Annotated in this window: 14 protein-coding genes; 6 read left to right on the top strand and 8 right to left on the bottom strand. The window is 43.2% G+C overall.

The window, feature by feature from the left end; all coding sequences use genetic code 11:
• The first annotated feature begins 224 nt into the window (after positions 1-224).
• The 3 genes from DFP82_RS05395 (at position 225) to DFP82_RS05385 (ending at position 4,784) form a co-directional block, all read left to right on the top strand.
• Positions 225-983: a nitroreductase family protein gene (locus DFP82_RS05395; RefSeq protein WP_181416252.1), complete on the top strand. Its 759-nt coding sequence runs from the start codon at positions 225-227 to the stop codon at positions 981-983.
• A 66-nt stretch (positions 984-1,049) separates the two neighbouring features.
• On the top strand, positions 1,050-3,947 hold the full coding sequence (gene gcvP, locus DFP82_RS05390; RefSeq protein ID WP_110922707.1) for an aminomethyl-transferring glycine dehydrogenase: 2,898 nt from the start codon (positions 1,050-1,052) through the stop codon (positions 3,945-3,947).
• A 162-nt stretch (positions 3,948-4,109) separates the two neighbouring features.
• Complete coding sequence (locus DFP82_RS05385) at positions 4,110-4,784, top strand: esterase/lipase family protein (RefSeq protein WP_110922706.1); 675 nt, start codon at positions 4,110-4,112, stop codon at positions 4,782-4,784.
• Positions 4,785-4,841: 57 nt separating this feature from the next.
• Here DFP82_RS05385 and DFP82_RS05380 read toward each other — a convergent pair whose 3' ends face one another.
• The 4 genes from DFP82_RS05380 to DFP82_RS05365 all read right to left on the bottom strand — a co-directional run bounded on the left by DFP82_RS05380 (position 4,842) and on the right by DFP82_RS05365 (position 8,794).
• A complete protein-coding gene (locus DFP82_RS05380; RefSeq protein WP_110922705.1) occupies positions 4,842-6,161 on the bottom strand; it encodes a ribonuclease D in 1,320 nt (439 codons plus the stop codon).
• A 136-nt stretch (positions 6,162-6,297) separates the two neighbouring features.
• Positions 6,298-6,891, bottom strand: a complete 594-nt coding sequence (gene recR, locus DFP82_RS05375; RefSeq protein WP_110922704.1) for a recombination mediator RecR — start codon at positions 6,889-6,891, stop codon at positions 6,298-6,300.
• 218 nt (positions 6,892-7,109) lie between these two features.
• Positions 7,110-7,439, bottom strand: a complete 330-nt coding sequence (locus DFP82_RS05370) for a YbaB/EbfC family nucleoid-associated protein (RefSeq protein WP_110922703.1) — start codon at positions 7,437-7,439, stop codon at positions 7,110-7,112.
• 80 nt (positions 7,440-7,519) lie between these two features.
• On the bottom strand, positions 7,520-8,794 hold the full coding sequence (locus DFP82_RS05365) for an O-succinylhomoserine sulfhydrylase (protein WP_110922702.1): 1,275 nt from the start codon (positions 8,792-8,794) through the stop codon (positions 7,520-7,522).
• A 620-nt stretch (positions 8,795-9,414) separates the two neighbouring features.
• On the opposite strand from DFP82_RS05365, the gene DFP82_RS05360 reads away from it, so the two are divergent.
• The 3 genes from DFP82_RS05360 to dusA all read left to right on the top strand — a co-directional run bounded on the left by DFP82_RS05360 (position 9,415) and on the right by dusA (position 13,673).
• On the top strand, positions 9,415-11,046 hold the full coding sequence (locus tag DFP82_RS05360) for a phospholipase D family protein (RefSeq protein WP_110922701.1): 1,632 nt from the start codon (positions 9,415-9,417) through the stop codon (positions 11,044-11,046).
• Positions 11,047-11,296: 250 nt separating this feature from the next.
• Positions 11,297-12,598, top strand: a complete 1,302-nt coding sequence (locus tag DFP82_RS05355; RefSeq protein WP_110922700.1) for an MFS transporter — start codon at positions 11,297-11,299, stop codon at positions 12,596-12,598.
• A gap of 100 nt (positions 12,599-12,698) precedes the next feature.
• A complete protein-coding gene (gene dusA / locus DFP82_RS05350) occupies positions 12,699-13,673 on the top strand; it encodes a tRNA dihydrouridine(20/20a) synthase DusA (RefSeq protein ID WP_110922699.1) in 975 nt (324 codons plus the stop codon).
• A gap of 66 nt (positions 13,674-13,739) precedes the next feature.
• On the opposite strand, the gene DFP82_RS05345 is transcribed toward dusA, so the two are convergent.
• From DFP82_RS05345 to DFP82_RS05330, 4 genes are all read right to left on the bottom strand, one after another.
• Positions 13,740-14,531 (bottom strand): CPBP family intramembrane glutamic endopeptidase, encoded by a 792-nt coding sequence (locus DFP82_RS05345; protein WP_245905647.1) that lies wholly within the window; start codon positions 14,529-14,531, stop codon positions 13,740-13,742.
• Positions 14,532-14,597: 66 nt separating this feature from the next.
• On the bottom strand, positions 14,598-15,488 hold the full coding sequence (locus DFP82_RS05340) for an alpha/beta hydrolase (RefSeq protein ID WP_110922698.1): 891 nt from the start codon (positions 15,486-15,488) through the stop codon (positions 14,598-14,600).
• Positions 15,489-15,645: 157 nt separating this feature from the next.
• Positions 15,646-16,698: a signal peptide peptidase SppA gene (gene sppA / locus DFP82_RS05335; protein WP_110922697.1), complete on the bottom strand. Its 1,053-nt coding sequence runs from the start codon at positions 16,696-16,698 to the stop codon at positions 15,646-15,648.
• A gap of 232 nt (positions 16,699-16,930) precedes the next feature.
• The gene (locus DFP82_RS05330) at positions 16,931-19,942 is read right to left on the bottom strand and encodes a ComEC/Rec2 family competence protein (protein ID WP_110922696.1); all 3,012 of its coding nucleotides are present in this window, start codon (positions 19,940-19,942) and stop codon (positions 16,931-16,933) included.
• Between the last annotated feature and the right edge of the window lie 7 nt (positions 19,943-19,949).

The raw sequence follows: 19,949 nt of genomic DNA, 5'->3' as shown, positions 1-19,949 counted from the left end.
TTAGAGGTCACTATTTATCATACCTTATTACATCGAAAACTCGAATAATGACAGATACTAGCAGCAGCTGGTATCTGTACGCTTTACTCTCAAAACCTGCATACCGTTTATTACTTCCAACCGCTATTTGATTTATTCGTATCAATCACTTGTCAGATGATATTGAAGAAGTGCACTCAATAATGACTCAAGTTGATCATTCAATCCCCAGCATGGATCCTAATATGAGCACCAACACTGACCTTAAAGACAACATTGCAACGCCTACTCATACACCGCAGCTACAAGCGTTTCGCGACGTGGTTGAATCACGCCGTTCTGTTCGTCGTTTTACGGACACGCCCATACCTGATGATGTATTAGCAGACTGTTTGCGTTTGGCCATGTTGGCGCCGAATTCTAGCAATCTACAGCCGTGGGAATTTTATGTCATCGATGATGTTGATAATCGCAAACGTGCGGTGAAGAACTGTATGAATCAAAACGCGGCAGAGACATCAGCACGCCTGATCGCGGTCGTCGCTCGTACTGATATCTGGCAAAGTCATGCTCAGCAAATCCTACGTGAATACCCTGACAAGCCTGTACCAAAAAAGGTCAAAGACTACTATACCAAAGTCGTCGCACTGGACTTTTTACGGGGTCCAGTTAATGTGGTATCAGCGGCTAAATGGGGCGCGACTCAAGTGGTCAGACGCTTAAAAGGTCCGATTAAATCGCCTTATTATACTTTTGAAGACACCAAAAACTGGGCAACCAACAACACCTCGCTCGCGGCGGAAAACCTAATGCTAGCATTACGAGCACATGGCTTTGACAGCTGTGCGATGGGCGGCTTCGATGAGCCTGCCATGAAGCAACTATTAGGTTTAAACAACGATCAACATATCATTATGATGATTGGTGCTGGCGAGCGCGCTGACAATGGTGTTTACGACACCCAGTACCGCTTTGATCAAGATCAGTTTGTGCACTACGTCTAATGCACCACGCCGTTATTTTTAGTTAATCTCTTTACTACTTTATTACTCCCTTAATCAAGGACTATCATGACTATCTCTCAAAACCCGACGTTTGATACTTTTCAAGGACTATTCAACGAAGCTGAATTTGTCTACCGTCATTTAGGTTCAAATGACACCAAGCAAGCTGATCTGCTGAGCGCTGTTGGTTATCAAGATATGGCCAGCTTTATCAATGATACCGTGCCTGAGCCAGTACGTTTGCACAAAGAGTTAGACTTGCCAGTTGCGATGAGTGAACATGCCGCATTAGCGAAACTGCGTACGATGGCAGATGACATCACCGTTAAGAAAAGCTATATCGGTCAAGGTTACTCGCCTGTGCGTATGCCTGCTGTCATTCAGCGTAACGTTCTCGAAAATCCAGGTTGGTACACCGCTTACACCCCTTATCAAGCTGAAATTGCGCAAGGTCGTCTAGAAGCCTTGCTTAACTTTCAACAAGTTTGTATCGATCTAACAGGTCTTGAACTTGCTGGTGCCTCATTACTTGACGAAGCAACTGCAGCTGCTGAAGCCATGGCGATGTCAAAGCGCGTGAGCAAAAGCAAATCGATGCAGTTTTTTGTTGATGATCGTGTCTATCCACAAACATTAGATGTCATCAATACCCGTGCTAAGTACTTTGGTTGGGAAGTGGTCGTTGGTGATTTTGAAACTGCTAAAGCTGGCGATTATTTTGGTGCATTATTCCAATACGTCGGTGTTGAAGGTGATGTAAAAGACTTAACAGACGTCATCGCAGCTGTTAAAGAAAACAAAACCTACGTCAGTGTCGTTAGTGACATCATGAGCTTGGTGCTACTAAAATCACCAGCTGATATGGGTGCAGACGTAGCTTTGGGTAGCACACAGCGCTTTGGTATCCCAATGGGCTTCGGTGGTCCACATGCGGCTTACTTTGCTTTCTCTGACAAAGCCAAACGCTCAGCGCCTGGCCGTATCATTGGTGTATCAAAAGATTCGCAAGGCAATACTGCACTACGTATGGCATTACAGACTCGTGAGCAGCATATCCGCCGCGAAAAAGCCAACTCAAACATCTGTACGTCACAAGTATTGCTTGCCAACTTGGCAGGTATGTATGCTGTGTATCATGGTCCAACTGGTGTTAAACGTATCGCCACGCGTATCCATGCATTTGCTACTGCCTTTGCAGATGTCATTAAAGGTGCTAACGACAGCAACTTAAATGTGGTACATGATCAGTTCTTCGATACCGTTGTGGTTGATTGTGGTTCAGAAAGTCTGGCGACTCAGATTTTTGAAAACGCGGACAATGTTGGTTACAACTTATGGCGTCTGGGCGACAGCAAACTAGCCGTTTCATTCAGTGAAATCAGTGATCAAACAGACTTTAATGTCTTAACTCAGCTGTTTGTCAGCAAAACACATGATTTGCCTGAAGCAGCCAGTGTATCGCTTGATAGTGCACACTTACGTACCGATGATATCTTGACACATCCAGTATTTAACTCGCATCACACCGAGCATGAAATGCTGCGTTATTTGAAGTCGCTTGAAGACAAAGATTTGGCGATGAACCGTAGCATGATTTCACTTGGTAGCTGTACCATGAAATTGAATGCGACCAGTGAGATGCTACCGATCACTTGGCCTGAATTCGCCAATGTGCATCCTTTTGCACCGCGTGATCAAGTCACTGGCTATATCGCAATGATTGATAGCTTACAAGACCAACTCAAAGCCATTACTGGTTTCGATGATGTGTCTATGCAGCCAAACTCTGGCGCTTCTGGTGAGTATGCAGGTCTGCTTGCCATCCGCCGCTATCATGAATCCTTGGGTGAGACTGACCGTGATGTTTGCTTGATTCCAATGTCAGCGCACGGTACTAACCCAGCAACTGCTATGATGATGGGCATGAAAGTGGTCGTGGTCAAAACTGATGACAATGGTAACGTGGATATCGATGACTTGACTGCTAAATGTGAAGAGCATAGCGCGCGTCTAGGTGCTTTGATGATCACTTACCCATCAACGCATGGTGTGTTCGAGGAAGGCATTCGTCATATCTGTGATTTGATTCATAAGCATGGTGGTCAGGTCTATATGGATGGCGCCAACATGAATGCTCAGGTAGGCATGATGCAGCCTGCAGATGTCGGCGCAGATGTACTGCACATGAACTTGCATAAAACTTTCTGTATCCCACATGGCGGCGGTGGTCCAGGTATGGGTCCTATCGGTATGAAGGCGCATTTAGCACCATTTATGGCCAACCATACGCTAAGCCCTGTGCATAACGCGCAAAAGGACTGCTCAGCAGTATCGGCAGCGCCTTATGGTTCAGCAAGCATCTTACCAATCTCATGGATGTATATCGCCATGATGGGCCGTGATGGTTTGCTAAAAGCGACTGAGATGGCACTATTAAATGCCAACTACGTGGCCGCTGAACTAAAAGACCACTACCCTGTGCTATATACAGGTAAAAACGGCCGCGTCGCTCACGAATGTATCATCGATATTCGTCCGTTAAAAGAAGATACTGGCATCAGTGAAAGCGATATCGCTAAGCGCTTGATGGATTATGGTTTCCACTCACCAACGATGAGCTTCCCAGTTGCTGGCACCTTGATGATTGAGCCGACAGAGTCTGAGTCAAAAGAAGAGCTAGACCGCTTTATCAGCGCGCTCAAGTCTATCAAGGCCGAAGCATTACAAGCCAAAGCTGGCGAAAATGGTTGGACGCTAGAAGACAACCCATTGGTCAACGCACCGCATACTGCTGCTATGGTGACTAGCGGCGAATGGACGCACCCATACAGCCGTGACACAGCTGCATTCCCGCTTCCTTATATCCGCGCTCATAAGTTCTGGCCAAGCGTAGCACGTGTCGATGACGCTTATGGCGATAAGAACCTCATGTGTTCTTGCCCAAGTATCGAAAACTATTTGTAATCGTAGTCTTTGATAAATCATAAGTAGTTTTTTATAAAAAAACCTCCAAGTCAGTAGCTGGCTTGGAGGTTTTATTTTGTGTGTACACTATTAAATAACATCAGAAAATGATGATAGTATTGATGAGTATCACAAAATTACTTTTATGGTGTTGGAGTAAACATGCAACAGAAAAATCGCGTTATTCTTATTCATGGCCTGCATCAAACAGCATGGATTATGCGACCATTAGCCAAACGTTTGCAAACCGCAGGTTTTGAGACTCATCAATACGGCTATCGCAGTATGCGTGATGGAATCAAGACTAATAGTCAACGTTTAAACGCTTGGCTTGAGAGCAATCACAATCCTGCCAAGCCAATTGACCTCATTGGTCATAGCTTAGGCGGGCTAATTATTCGTGATTTTATAGCGCACTACCCTCAGTGGAAAATTGGACGCTGTGTGACTCTAGGCACGCCACATAATGGCAGCATTAGTGGCGATTATATTTGGCGACTCACTCCTTCGATTGTCGGTAAATCATACGAGCAAGCTTTGGATGGCACGGTTGCGCCTTTGCCAAAAGGTATTGAACTTGGCGTCATAGCTGGCAATAAAGCGCAAGGCTTAGGGCAACCTATCCTAGCCTATCATAATCGAAAATTGCGTAAAGCGGACGTAGAGACACCCTCAGAAAAGCTCGCTCATGATGGCACGGTCTATATCTCAGAGACTAAGATTGATACAGCTGCCGATCATATCGTGATGCATGTCTCACATACGGGTATGCTAGTCCACAAATCCGTTGCGAAACAGGCAATGTATTTTTTACAAAATGGACAATTTGAACGCTGATCGTTATAACATTTTGATGATTGACAACGCTCAAACTCCAATAGACATTCATGCTTATTAAGCATGAACCCCCATACCTTGCTGTAATTCAGTTTTGTGCTTCTCTATGACTGGAATCAAGGTATGCACTATCCAATGATTGCGCCAACCTTTTAGCCCTTGTGGTAACTCGCTGATGCCTTTGTTGAAAGCCACAACTTCATACAGTTGAGCGAGCCATTTTTTACGCATCAGCACATTAGCAGGCACACCGATTTTCTGCGCTTGATCATCTATCGCTTGTTGCACGGCTTTTGATAGGACTTTGTTTTTTGAACGATAAGGTGGTAATAGACAATCGGGATGCTCAGCAGGTGGCAAACTCTTTGCGTCTTTGATGACCTTCAGCAACTCTTCACCATACAGTCGCAACATACTGCGATGCATCGTTGTTTTATGCGCAAGCTCTCGCATACTGTTAGGCTTTTCGGTGATAATTTCGCGTACTGCTTGTTTTTTTATCACAAACGTACGAGGTTGATTGGTCGCACGTGCCAGCTCTTCTCGCCACGTAGCAACTCCTTTGAGTATCGCCATCTGCTGCGAGTTATAACGATAATCTGCCATCGTTAAGTACATCGCATCATCTTCAACGTGCTGCGTATTATACAAATCACTGGCATAAAGCTGACAATCTGCCCATACATAATCGTACAGACCTTGTTTTTTTAGCTCGTATTCAAGGTTTAAATACAACGCTGGTAAAAACCGCACATCATCAATCGCATATTGCTCTTGCTCATCCGATAGCGGGCGCTGTAGCCAATCTGACTGGCTTTGTTCTTTATCAATATGCATATCCAACTGATCATCAAGCGCTTGCTGATAACCCATCTGCAGTTGACCAGTTAAATAAGACAACGCAATTTGCGTGTCAAATATATTAGTCAATGGCGGACAACCAGACAACAGATAAAAAATACCTAAATCTTCGCCGCATGCATGCCAAATAGCTACATCCACTTCACTCAGCGCCTGCCACAGTTCAGCCAATTGCAACTGCGGCGCATCTAGCAAATAAATATGGTCACCTGTATTCAGTTGAACCAAAGCCAATCGTGGATAATACGTATCACGCTTGATAAATTCGGTATCTAATGCGACGCGGCCACAAGTAGCCAATGCATCAATGACTTGAGCCAGACCACCTTGCTCACGCACCCATGTGACAGCAGCTTCATCAGCGATGTCTAGTAACGCATCGATATCTGGTTGTGGCGGTAACACTGCTGAATCGACGTTGGTATTAAGTGATTGACGGGATACATCATCATTGGCAACACAAGCGTCGTCTTGAGTGTTTGAATGGGTAGAAGCGTTCGAAACATGGTTGGACACGGGCAGATACCTGCATAAATAAGAGAAAATAAAACGCTAAACCACGTTTTGATAAAATGAAATAATAAAACAATTATAACAGTACCATAAAATCAAATGGGCAAGACTTGACGGTGATAAAAATACTATAACAAGTCTATAAAAATGAGCGGTTTTGCATGGCTTGACCAAGCGTCATACTGTCTAAGTACTCAAGCTCACCGCCCATCGGTACGCCTTGCGCCAAGCGCGTGACTTTATTGACATGACGGCTAACTGCTTCACTGATAAAGTGTGCGGTGGTCTGTCCTTCAACAGTAGTACCAGTAGCCAGTATCAACTCTTCGACAGGCTCTTGTTTGACACGCCAGACCAACTGATCAATATTTAAATCATCAGCACTGATGCCGTCGATAGGTGATAAGTGCCCGCCTAAGACAAAATAACGTCCACGATAACCTGCTGTCTGCTCTATCGCCATCACATCTGCAGCCGTTTCGACCACACATAACAATCCATCATCACGTCTAGGATCTTGACACAACGGACAGATAGCCTCATCGCTGAAGCTATGACAACGCTGACATTCAACAATATCACGCATCGCATCATCAAGTGCTTGGGCGAGCGCCATGCCTTGTGGGCGTTTTTTGGTGAGCAGATGTAACGCCATACGTTGGGCACTTTTTTGCCCGACGCCTGGCAAAATACGTAGCTGTTTGACCAGCTGATCAAATTTGGCTGTCAGCAAAACCACTTCCTTTATCTATAAACCGTAGCTATAAAAATGGGGTCGTATCGTGTCGATAACAACCCCATTTACTAGACATTATAGTCAGCTGACATATCGCCAATTAACTATAAAACAAGCTGACTATCCATACCAAAAATTAAAAATAACTTGGAAGACTAGTACCAACCTAGTGGGTTCAGTAAGTCTAACAAGTTATGTTATGTTTGGAATAGATATTAGAACATGCCTTGCATACCTGGTGGTAAACCCATACCTGATGTTGCGCCAGCCATGGTTTCTTCATACAAGTCATCTGCTTGACGAACGGCATCATTGATAGCAGCAGCAATTAAGTCTTCGATCATGTCTGGCTCGTCTTCGAGCAAGCTTGGGTCGATGGTTAAACGCTTAACGACATGGCGACCAGTCATAGTTACTTTTACTAGACCACTACCCGCTTCTGCGTGCACTTCTTTATTGGCAAGATCTTTCTTAGCGTTTTCAACGTTTGCTTCGACTTTCTTTTGCATCGTTTGTGCTTGTTGCATTAATGCTTGAATATTCATAGTTGCCTCTTTTGTTTTTTAATAATAAATGATTGATATTTTACTAATATAAGGTGCTAACAGCGATTATACCGTTATCTTTACAAACTGTCTAAACCACGCGCCAAATCTTTGATGATATCTTCTACGTCTTCTAAACCTACAGACAGACGGATAAGACCATCTTTGACGCCTGCTTCTGCACGAGCCTCAGCAGTCAGACGGAAATGTGTGGTGGTCGCCGGATGGGTAATGGTTGTTTTCGCATCGCCCAAGTTATTGGTGATAGACACCATCCGTGTTGAGTCAATGACATGCCAAGCGGCAGCTTTTGAGTCAAGGTCAGCAGTTGGTTTTACTTCAAAACCCATGATAGCACCATAGCCACCTTTCATATGATGTTGGCGCGTAGCAAGCTCATGAGCCGGATGATCGCTCAATCCTGAGAAATGCACGGTACTTACATTAGGGTGATTGACTAAGAAATCAGCCACTTGATTGGCATTTTGACAATGTGCTTGCATACGCAATTTAAGCGTTTCAAGGCCTTTGGTAAACACCCAAGCGTTAAATGGGCTCATACTAATACCGCCTGAACGTACCACGGTAAACGCTTCTTGCATGAGCTTGTCGCTACCGACCAGCGCGCCGCCAAGTACTCGACCTTGACCATCTAAATATTTAGTTGCAGAGTGAATCACCACATCGGCACCCAAATCTAACGGGCGCTGTAATGCTGGCGTGGCAAAGCAATTATCAACCACCAATAAAATATCATTGGCTTTACATAATTGACTGAGATAACCAAGGTCGCAAATCTGCGCCAACGGATTGCTTGGGCTCTCGCAATAAATAACCTTGGTATTTGGCTGAACGGCATTCGCCCATGCTTCGTTATCGAAGCAATCAACGTAGCTAACTTCAACACCAAACTTGGCCATATAGTTGTTGAATAGACCAATAGAGGAACCGAATAATTGATTGGCCGCCAGTAGGTGATCGCCTGCTTTCAAATAGGCCAAACACATGGTCAAAATCGCACCCATACCTGAAGCCGTCGCAACTGCGCGCTCACCATTTTCGAGGGCGGCTAGACGACGCTCAAAGGTACGTACACTTGGGTTGGTATGACGTGAATAAACATTGCCCGTCTTGGTGCCATCAAAATGCGCAGCGGCATCAGCAGCAGACGTGTAAACATAAGAGCTAGTGGTAAAAATAGGCTCTGAATGTTCACCTTCGTCCGTACGATGTTGCCCTGCTCGTACGGCAATGGTCTGCATACCATAATCTAGCCCTAAATCTAAGGCATCGTTGCGCCAGTTTGGATCTAATTTGTTTGCATTGCTTTCATCATTGGTTTGCGACTGGCTCATAAATCTTCCGTTACTTTGATAGTTATAGACTTGATAGTTATAAATTTGACTGTAATAAAAATGACTGATTATTTTTTAATTATTGACCTAGGCCGTGTCTTCAATTCACTCGATAGTCATTTCAATGGGCTAAAAATGGCTAAATCTTGCCAAACATCGTCAAATAGCCGGTTAATATCCCGATATCATCTGCGCTATTTTTCTTGTTTGACGGCAGTTTATCTCATTTTTATCACCATTTTTGAAATGAAGACACGCCCTAATACACCAGCGTTATCATATCATGCCAACTTATTCCAAACAGCTGGTTTCAGATGATTATCAAATGTTATTTTTGAATACCGATATACCTCTATATCAAGATAGGTTTGAAGATTAATAAAGATTAAAGAGTAGTTAAACAACCAATAAATGAGCCGTTAAATCTAACAAAAATAACGTATTTATAATAGGCATAGATGCCGACAGCTGATAAGCTTAGCGGCGATCTAAGTTCCACCTTGGGCAGTTTTATTATTTGTCCCATAATTGGCACTATTTTCTGTCAGCAAACACAGATATATCATGCTCATTTTTAACGGAATTTTTATTACATTAAAGCTCACTAAGGTAACTCATTTATGTCGATGTTCAGTATAGATCCAAGTAATCTATCGTTGAGTCTAACGCTTGGACTTACCTTAGGACTTGTTGGGTGCCAAAGCTTACCGAAGCAACCACATCTGCCTGAAAGCCAAGCACTATCAGCGCGGGTCGATGCTCTATATCAACCTAAAAGCAGCCAAGACAATGAAACATCTATAACCAGCAACATCGATCTAGTGGCAGCCGTTAGTGAGCAGAATGATATTCATCCAGAATTGTCAGGCTACCACCCTATCGTGACTGGTGCCAATGCATTTGCGTCTCGCAGTATATTGACGGATATGGCCACACGCAATATCGATGCACAGTATTATATTTGGCACAATGATCAAGCAGGCCAATTACTGTTAAGAGATTTATGGAAAGCTGCTGAGCGTGGCGTGCTTGTGCGTTTATTATTAGATGATTTTAATAATAACGCGACATTCGATCAGCATTTACTGCGTTTTGCCAGCCACCCTAATATTGCGGTACGTATCATCAACCCCCTTATGCACCGTAAATTTCAAACATTGAATTACGTCACGGGCTTGCCACGTATCAACCGCCGTATGCATAACAAGAGCATGACCTTTGATAAGCAGATTACTATTATTGGTGGACGTAATATTGGCGATGAATACCTAAGTAATGATAAAAACAGCCAATTTGCCGATTTAGATGTTTTACTGATTGGTAGAGTAGTCGCAGACATTGATAACAGCTTTACCAGTTATTGGTCATCACCACTATCATTTGATATCGAAACTCTAGTCACCGCTGATGATAGCGCACCGTCTGATTTTTTATCAGCGTTAGACAAACTTGGTTTAGATGACAAAAAGTCAGAAAGCGATTTAACGATTTATAAAACAGCCATCGAAGACTCAACGATAGACAGCGATTTGATCAATAAGCGTGTGCCCTTTCGTTGGACAGACATGCAGTTTTTGAGTGATGATGTTGGTAAACTGACAAAAGCTGTCCCTGCTGACACCAATTTGGTGCATCAACTACGGACATTACTAGGTACACCAACCAAGCAGCTAACGATTATCTCCTCTTATTTTGTGCCTACTAAAGACGGCGTCAATACCCTAGTAAAACTGTCCGAAGCTGGTGTTGATATCAAAATCTTAACCAATTCGTTTGATGCAACCGACGTAACAGCTGTGCATTCCGGCTATAGCCAATGGCGTCCTAGCCTGCTCAGTGCCGGTGTCAAAATCTATGAGCTAAAATCGACTGCTTCTGAAGAACAACGTGAAAATAAGCTGTGGAAAGCGCGCAGTCAGTCTTCAACCAGCCTACATGCAAAGACTTTTGCGGTTGATGACCACCAAGTATTCATTGGCTCATATAATGTTGACCCTCGATCTGCCAATATCAATACCGAAATGGGTGTGATTATCAATGATGATGAGCTAGCGAGACAGTTGCATGGCGCACTTGGCGACGATTTATTAAGCAAAGCTTATGAAGTGAAGTTATTAGACAATGGCAACCTGCAGTGGCAAACCATGGAAAATGGTAAAAAAGTGGTTTACGATTCAGAGCCGCGTGTCGATGTCAGTGATCATGTTTGGCTGACTATCATGTCATGGTTACCTATTGACTGGCTATTGTAGCGCTCATACTTGATAACCCTCGAAATGACTATTTAGAGGTAAATTAGAATGACTGAGTGAGTGATTTTCGCTTACTCTCAGAACCTTTGTAACTTAGACATCTGTTTCATCATATTCATATATTAGCTCCCAAACCTTTATTTTTTCGACAAATCACTATCTATTCATACTGATTTGTCGTTTTTTATTATGGCCGGTTATCTAGATAATAACCGGCTTAACGAATGCCTTTATATATGCGTGATCTATTATGCCTTCCCGTTCCCAATATGCACTGATGTCTTCTAGAGACAGAAATACAGTAATGTTTATCTGCTTTAGTAGTGCAGTGGCGTTTTTTGATTTTTTGATTTATTTATATATCTCAGATATTGTGGCGGCCGCTTTTTTTCCTGCTAACATCGACCCGACTATTACAAAGATACAAGGGCTTGGACTGTTTACGATTGGCTATTTCGCACGCCCGATTGGTGGCATTGTTTTTGGCCGTTATGGTGATATAAAAGGTCGCAAACCCATACTACTAATCAGTATATTAGTCACTGCACTCAGCCTATTGGCAATGGCAAGCTTACCTACTTATGCACAATGGGGTTTGATTGCACCCATCTTATTTATCACTTTACGATTTATACAAGGTATGGCATTTGGTATTTATGTACCACTCGCTTGGATTTTTGTAGCAGAGCATGTGCCACGGCTTTATTCATCGGTCGTCTGTAGTTATGTCAGTGCCAGTTTCTATGTAGGGGTATTATTCTCTAATGCCTTTTTTCTTTGGCTGACCAGTGCCATGACGACGGCGCAATTGGCTGATTACGGTTGGCGTTTACCATTTTTCATCGCGGCTGCCTTAAGCCTTATGCCATTATTGGCATGGCGATGGATTGATGAGTCGCCGTTTTTCCTTGAAATGAAAAACTCGCAACCAAACGACTATGTTGCCAAACCATTCCGCCTACTCTTCAAGCACTGCAAACATTCACTGTTTATTGGTATGATTCTCACGCTTATTGTTTCTAGCGTAACGACTGTGGTCGTACTCTTATTGCCTGATTTGATTGAGATGCACTTTACGTTAGATAGCGACCTGTTCGGATTTTCACACAGTCTAGGTATTATATTCATGATTCTTGGCTGTATTTTTTATGGAATAATCTCTAACCATCAAAATTTTGGTAAAATTTTGACCATTGGTTCTATTCTATTAATCGTCCAGATGCTGGCATTCTTTTATCATCTACAGTTGAGCGGTGACTACATCCTCATTATGTATGCGCTGTTAGGATTTTGTGCTGGCATCATTGGTATGATACCAGCCATTATCTTGCAGTTATTTCCAACCAATGTCAGACTCACAGGAATGGCTTTTTGTTATAATATAGCGTACGGCATTGTCGGGGTGTTAGTACCTTTCGGGCTTGGCTATGCCACTCTTTATGTGGCTTTCTCACCAGCACTCTACATTGCGTTCATCGGTTTTATTGGAATAATAATGGGCATTTACTTCTATAATTTGCCAGAAGCCAAAAAAATCGACCAGATTATCTAGATCGGGATACTCATTAAAATATTTGTACCGTTATTTGGTATAAACATTTTTGCACGAAACTCCACACCCTCAAAGATTAGAATATTAAGGCTTAACAATCATGGTTGATATGACCAATAAAAGACTCTCTGTCGCACCAATGATCGATTGGACAACCACAGATTATCGGTACTTTGCACGGCTCTTTAATCCACACGTGTATTTATATACAGAGATGATCAGTACGGGTGCCCTAATACATGGCAATCGCGCACGCCATCTGCGCTTTGATACACAAGAGCATCCGTTAGTGTTGCAGCTAGGTGGCGCTGACAACGGCGAGATGACTCAATGCGCTGAATTTGCACAGCAGCATGGTTATGATGAAGTCAATATCAACGTTGGTTGCCCATCAGATCGCGTACAGCATAATAAGATAGGCGCTTGCCTAATGGCAGAGCCTCATACAGTTGCAGACTTAGTCAAACATATGCAAGCAGCAGTCGATATTCCGGTGACGGTTAAGCATCGCATCGGTATTGATGACTTTGACAGTTATGAGTTTATGGTAGATTTTGTGCAGGCCGTCGCCGAGGCTGGCTGTACGCGATTCATCGTTCATGCACGTACTGCGTGGCTACAAGGGCTGAGTCCTAAGCAGAATCGCGAGATACCACCACTCCGCTATGAAGATGTGTATCGCCTCAAACAAGACTTTCCAGCACTTGATATTGAGATTAATGGTGGGATTGACACCATCGCTGATATTGAAACGCACTTGCAGCATATCGATGGGGTCATGATTGGACGAGCGTTTTATCACAATCCTTACTTATTAGCAGAAGCCAATAGTTTATGGAGCGACGAGCCAGCACCTAAACGCTCAGAGATTCTATCGCAGCTTTATCCCTACCTCGAAGAGCAACTCGCCAAAGGTGAGCCTCTACCTACGATGACACGTCATTATTTAGGATTGTTCCAAGGACTTATGGGTGCACGTAAATGGCGTCAGGCATTGAGTGGCAAACCTCAGCTGACCATTGATGATATCAAACGCGCGGCAGATGAAGTCTTCTTATTGAATCCTGATATGTAGTCGCTTTTATCATCATAAGAACGACAATAAAGATATATTCAAACGTTAGGAACCATAACTGTTTATTTAAGCTGCTTGCGCCATATATTGCCACATCGCCGCACCGTTATTAGCGATGTGCAATAGTATTGGCAATAATAACGACCCTGATTTGACACGTGCATAGCAAAATACCAATGCCAATACGACAATGGTGCTGATTTCATAAATACCATACTGCACATGGATCACTGCAAATATCAAACTGGTCACAATACTGGCAACGATTGCGCCTCGATACTTTGTTGAATAAGAGGAATCAGCGAACTGTTCTGCGATAGCCGTCCACAAGATACCACGAAAGACCAGCTCCTCATATAATGGTGCAACGATGACCATTGCAAAGACCAACAGCCATACCGAACTGACAGATTGGTATAGCGGATCCACAAATACCAATGGCGTCTCATCGAGAAAGTACGTCAACGCCTGACTGGCAATCATAAATATCAATAGCAGCCCAGCCATTTTCAGCCCTGCCGCAGGTGAAAATGACTTTAGCGCCAGATACTGACGCACACTGCCTCCCCTCAAACGAATGACAGAGACAGTAATCGCTGTTATTAACACACAACCTATAATGATAGAGAGGCTCACAACCGTGCCATCATTACCGCCAAATAAGAATATATCGCCTACTGTTGCGTTTTGAGTGGCAGGTAACACCAACTTGCCAGCGACATATATCCCTAATAACTGACTGATAAAAAACACCATCACCATGCCTACCGTCAGTAGGAATGCACCCAAGTGTGAAAACAGTGGTACATGGTTAAGCGATGCAACTTGCTTGTTTGCGTCAGTAGCATTTTTTAGCATAAAGTCGTTACTCAAAAGTCTGGTTTTCAGCCCATGTCTATAAAAATCATCAATAAGAATTGGCGACTATTTTAACAGTTGCTGCTCAATCAATGACAATACTTGCAGCGATACAGAGTCAGGATATTCAAGCGGGAACATATGACCACCTGCATGAGTGGTATAAGGCACCCCTAACCGTGCCTGCACTTGCTGAGGGAAGTGACGTTTTAAGAATATGCTGTCTTCACCAATAATCAAGGTAACAGGTACCTTAGGACCACGGTTTGGTGCCAGCCAATACCAAGATGGGTTGGTACGGAATACGGCAACTTCGCTAGATTTGGGAATGGCCAAGGTTACTTTACCGTCAGCACGTTGGTGTAAGCCATGGTCAATATAGCCTTGAAAACTGCGCTCATCAAAATTCTTAAAAAACCCCTTATGGCGCATCTGTTCATAAGCATCCGCTCGACTATCCCACACATCACGGCGGTGCTTAGATATTCCAGCGGGTGATAACTTATCCATCAAACGGTTCTTCATCAACGGCAGTCTGTCTGCTGTCTTTGCTAAATGCCAGAACAAACTGACCTTGCCATAAATCCAAGGTGGATCCATGAGGACTGCTTGCGCAAAGTACTTTGGCTCGCGATACAATGCTTGCATGGTACACATTGCCCCAAGTGAGTGACCAACTGCCACTACTTGTGTGACGCCATGTTTCTCACAAGCGCTTTTCACACTATCAATAATTTGGTTTGTGAGACTACGCCAGTGATCATCTACGGGATAACCTGGAGTATCGCCCAGCATTGCAATATATTCAATCGTGAAAAACTCTGCTAAGTTCTCAAAAAATGGCTGATAAACAGCACTTGGCATTCCGTTGGCATGCGCAAAATGAATAACAGGTTTGTTTGTTATTTTAGAGATAGGTAAAGTGGCAAAGGTCTGAAAATTGCGTTCATCAGTCATAACAGGCTCTCATCGAATCATTATGGATAGCTTATGTGTCATTTATCATGATTAAATCTGACATACCTGACATATCTAATATATAAATAAGAAGGCTGAGCATAATCATACGCTCAGCCTTATCAATCATACACAGTAAATCTAAAATACAAAATGCTTAACGCATCTCCACATTGCCATCTTCTTTTGTTAGGACATCAAGATTGACACTAGAACCAATGCCTGCACCTAACTTAATAGCAAAACGATCCATAAATGACTCAAAAGGATCTGTTGGGCTGTAGTTAATCGCCGTATCAAGATCTAACTCTTTTTCTAAGCTCGCGATGCTACCTTTCTTGTCTGCTAAACCAAGTTCGATAGACTGCTCACCTGTCCAAAATAGTCCTGAGAACAACTTGTTCTGTTCAGGATTTTTTAGACGGTCGCCACGGCCTTCTTTCACTGCATCGATGAAATGCTTGTGCGTATTTGCTAATACTTTTTCGACATGACCTTCTTCATAGTCAGTCAATGGACGCGATAAGCTTAAGATATCTTTATACTCACCAGCGGTCAAAGTGCGATCTTTTACGCCGACTTTATCCATCAAGCCTTCGATATTATAGCTCGACATAATCACGCCGATAGAGCCAACTAAACTTGATGGATTGACATAAATCTCGTCTGCTGCAGAAGCAATGTAATAAGCGCCAGAAGCACCAATATCACCAATCACTGCATAAAGCTTTTTGTCTGGATACTCTTGACGCAACTCCATCATAGTCTGCCAAATTTCATCAGACTGTACAGGTGAGCCACCAGGTGAGTTGATATCTAGCACAACAGCTTTTGAATTACTGTTTTCAAAAGCACGGGTCAATGCTTCGTTGACATCATAGGCATTGGCCACATCGCCGCTACTGATGACACCTTGTAGCTCAACCACGGCCAAATGTGGCTCACTGTTGTCGACTGCATCCATGCCTGTTGAGGCACTGCTGCAACCACGGCCAAGGGTCAAAAATATCAATAAGATATAACCAAAGGTCAATAATTTAAAAAAGATACTCCAGCGACGAGCGCGGCGCTGTTCAACCACACTAGCCAGCAATGTGTTTTCCAGCAGTCGCCACTCTTGTCCAGTCGGTTGGCTTGATTGCTGCATGGGTGCTGGCTGATTTGCCGAAGTGTCAGGACGTTTGTTAGGGTCTGGTGGCCAGTTGGGCATATAACTTCCTAAGTCAGAAACAATCTAAAACGATAAAAGAGATGATATAGAATATAAATGTAGTAAGAAGCTAGTTCTTACTCTCGACGCATTTGTAATGCAAGCGTCATTTATATTAATAGGTTGGTAAGTATGGTCGCATTTCCATCATGGTTCAATAGTATAACTGTGAAATATCACCATATTGTAACGCTAAGAGTATGAGCAATTTTTTGAGAGGTATTATTATAATTTAGTATGAGAATTTGCTCTGAGCGTTATCATCTATAGATAGTGCCACCTCCAGCGCTTTATCATCATAGGTCATGATGTCATTGATACTTTGAAGGCCTAGTACATTGGCGGTTATATGCGATGTACTGTGTCCCAGCCATGTGGTATTAGATGGCATTGTTCTTTGATTAATGGTTATTGGATTAATAGGTGTTTGACCAGTGGCTGCTTGATCAGATAGTGGCTCCATTGAACACAGCAACTCCCACATCTGCCAAATACGCTGATGAGTATCTACATTCAAAACCAGACGTGATGAAGTAGGCACTGTTCTATCCATCAATGGTGAAATATTTGATGGCAGTGTTTGTATAGCTGCAGGTAATGACCTGAGTGGATCAGCGGCATTATATCTTAATACTTGTATCGGTAGGCCAGTATCTATAGCGAGCGTGCAATCCCAAACACTTTCATCATCTATTGTGCGCCAACCTGTCAATGCTTGTATGAACAAGTCGCCATTTGGTAGCTGCCATGTTTTACCCTGCTCGCAACCTTGCACGCTAATATTTGACTTACTCTTAGATTGACTAGTGACCTTATATGAGCGCTGAAGTGCAGGCCAACGATCAAAACGCCCTGCCTGCCAGTACTGATTAATAGGTAGCTTCTGATTTAACTGTGCAACCGTCAATAGTAATAACTCAGAACCTGTAGTATTGATGTCAGCACGCTTATCATCAGTTGTCAGCGTAGCCGTTAATCCAACACTACCACTCTGTACGGTAATACCCTCTAGCTTATTAATCGATAAACTGCCCAATTGCTGCTCCAACATCGTCGAGAGCTTCTCTACCGTCAAGTTACTTGGCATCGTTCGCGTGGCTTTCGGTCTATGATCAGCTAAAAACAGCCAACTGACACTCTCATTATTGGTATTTTCAGAATTGATAATAGGATATTGCAACAAAGCGGCGCTTATATATTGATCGCCCGTTGGTAGTATATATAACGTTGGCGTCATCGTTAGTGATTGCTGATTGGCATAGACCGTCATCATTAGCATAGTCAATGGCGGCAACACTAGCCAACGACTGACAAACCCACGTGGTAACAGCCAAGGCAAGATGCTCAGCAATACCATTAACAAAATCGCCATATTCACTGGTGTATAGAGCCATGCTTCTGACAATGAAGGTAATGACGTTAGCCATATCATTAGCTCATGCAAGCTTGCAATAATGGCAATGACTAGCGCCCAAATACTATCGGCGATAGTAGGTGAAAACAGATAAAAAAGCCCTGCCAGCAGATTGAGCGGTACAATCACCCAACCAAATAAGCCGATAGCAAATAGATTGATGAAAAGTCCCCATAGTGAGGCCTTGCCGAACAGCAGTAACGTAATAGGCAGTAAAGTAATAAACAACCAAAACTGTAGTTTAAATATGCGTCTACCTATCATCCAAATACGTTTAGCCAAGCCATTTATGGCATTGGATTTATGGGCGCCAGCTTGATGAGTAAATACAGAGGCTTGCCTATATTTATAGGATGTGTCTTCGTATTTGAGTAGCAGTGCCACTGCGATAAAAGACAACCAATACCCTGCTTGCCATAGCACATAAGGATCAAGCCATGCCATTAATACTGCCAGTGCAAACAATACACGCATAGTACTGATAGGTAATAAGGTTAAACGCATCAAGCCTATTGCCAGTAGCATCCACGCAGTACGGGCAGCGGGCACATCAAACCCTGTGAATAATGCATAGACAAAAGCAGCACCAATCATCACCCACCAACGCACTTGCCAACGTGGTATATAGCGATAAACAACTGGACAGAATCGATCAAAAAGTAAAACCGCACCTCCAGCTAGGACAATCGCTAAAAACAATACATGCGTCCCTGATATTGCCAGTAAATGCGAGATACCTGCCAGCTGATACAAATCCTTAGTATCGCGATTGATTAAACTGCGGTCGCCTGTCAATAAACTGAGCGTGACGGCTTTTGCTTGCTGCTCTGCTGTGGTTTTATCACTCCAATCGGTATGAAAATGCTGCCGCAATTGCCAACGCCCTTGGTCAATACGAGTACGCAAACGTTGAAGATAGCTATCGGAAGTAGGTGCTATGTTTGACGATTCACTATCGCCATCAGTAACGGGCAATGTACTAGCCGCCAATATATTTGCGATACCATCAATATGACGACCTCGCAGCCAACGATAGCTATCAAAACCAGACGGATTGTTTAGGGCTTGTTCAGAAGTAGCCAGTGGTGCAAGCGTCAAACTCATAAACAACTGATCACCTGGCTGCAAATGATTTAATTTTGTAAACTGATGATTATCTGGAGACGTTGTAGATAGGGATTTTTTTGGATAAGCATTGAGTAATACACGGTACTCTATACCCTTATTGCCATTGTCACTGCTATCTGAATAGTTATCATGCGACGTATCATTATTTGAAGTATTGTCACTTAGGCTATTTTTGCCATCGCCTAAAAAACCAACGGTAATATCATCTAAGTCTTGCGATGTTAACTCTGATACCAGCGGTGATATATGACTAATAACCGCCACTTGTCGATAGCCACTCTCTGTATTTGCATCATAGACGCTATCACTTATCCCCTCAATGGTCACCAACGCTTGCACACGCATACTATCAGTGACGGCTGTCATTTCTGCTTGCTGGTGGCTGAGTAAAGCTTGCATCGTGCTACCAATAAGCAATCCAATCGCTAATATAGCGACTACCAAATGATGAGCAATACGACATAATAGTTTAGGATAAAGTGGAGAATAGCTAGAATGTTTTTGCGAGGAACGGTTAATATTGACGGAAGGTATATTGAATTGAACAAGGATAATCAAAACGATAGCAAGCGCCATTAGGGCTAAAGGTACGATAGAGACGTTAGCAATATCCATGGACAACAGACTCATTGGCATATTATCTGAAACTGCCAACACGCCCATCATAGTGCTAATAATCAAGCTACAGATTAACCAATACACCAGCACT

The sequence above is a fragment of the Psychrobacter fozii genome (genome assembly GCF_003217155.1).
GTDB classification, from domain to species: Bacteria; Pseudomonadota; Gammaproteobacteria; order Pseudomonadales; family Moraxellaceae; genus Psychrobacter; species Psychrobacter fozii.
This window is presented reverse-complemented; position numbering and strand designations above follow the sequence as displayed.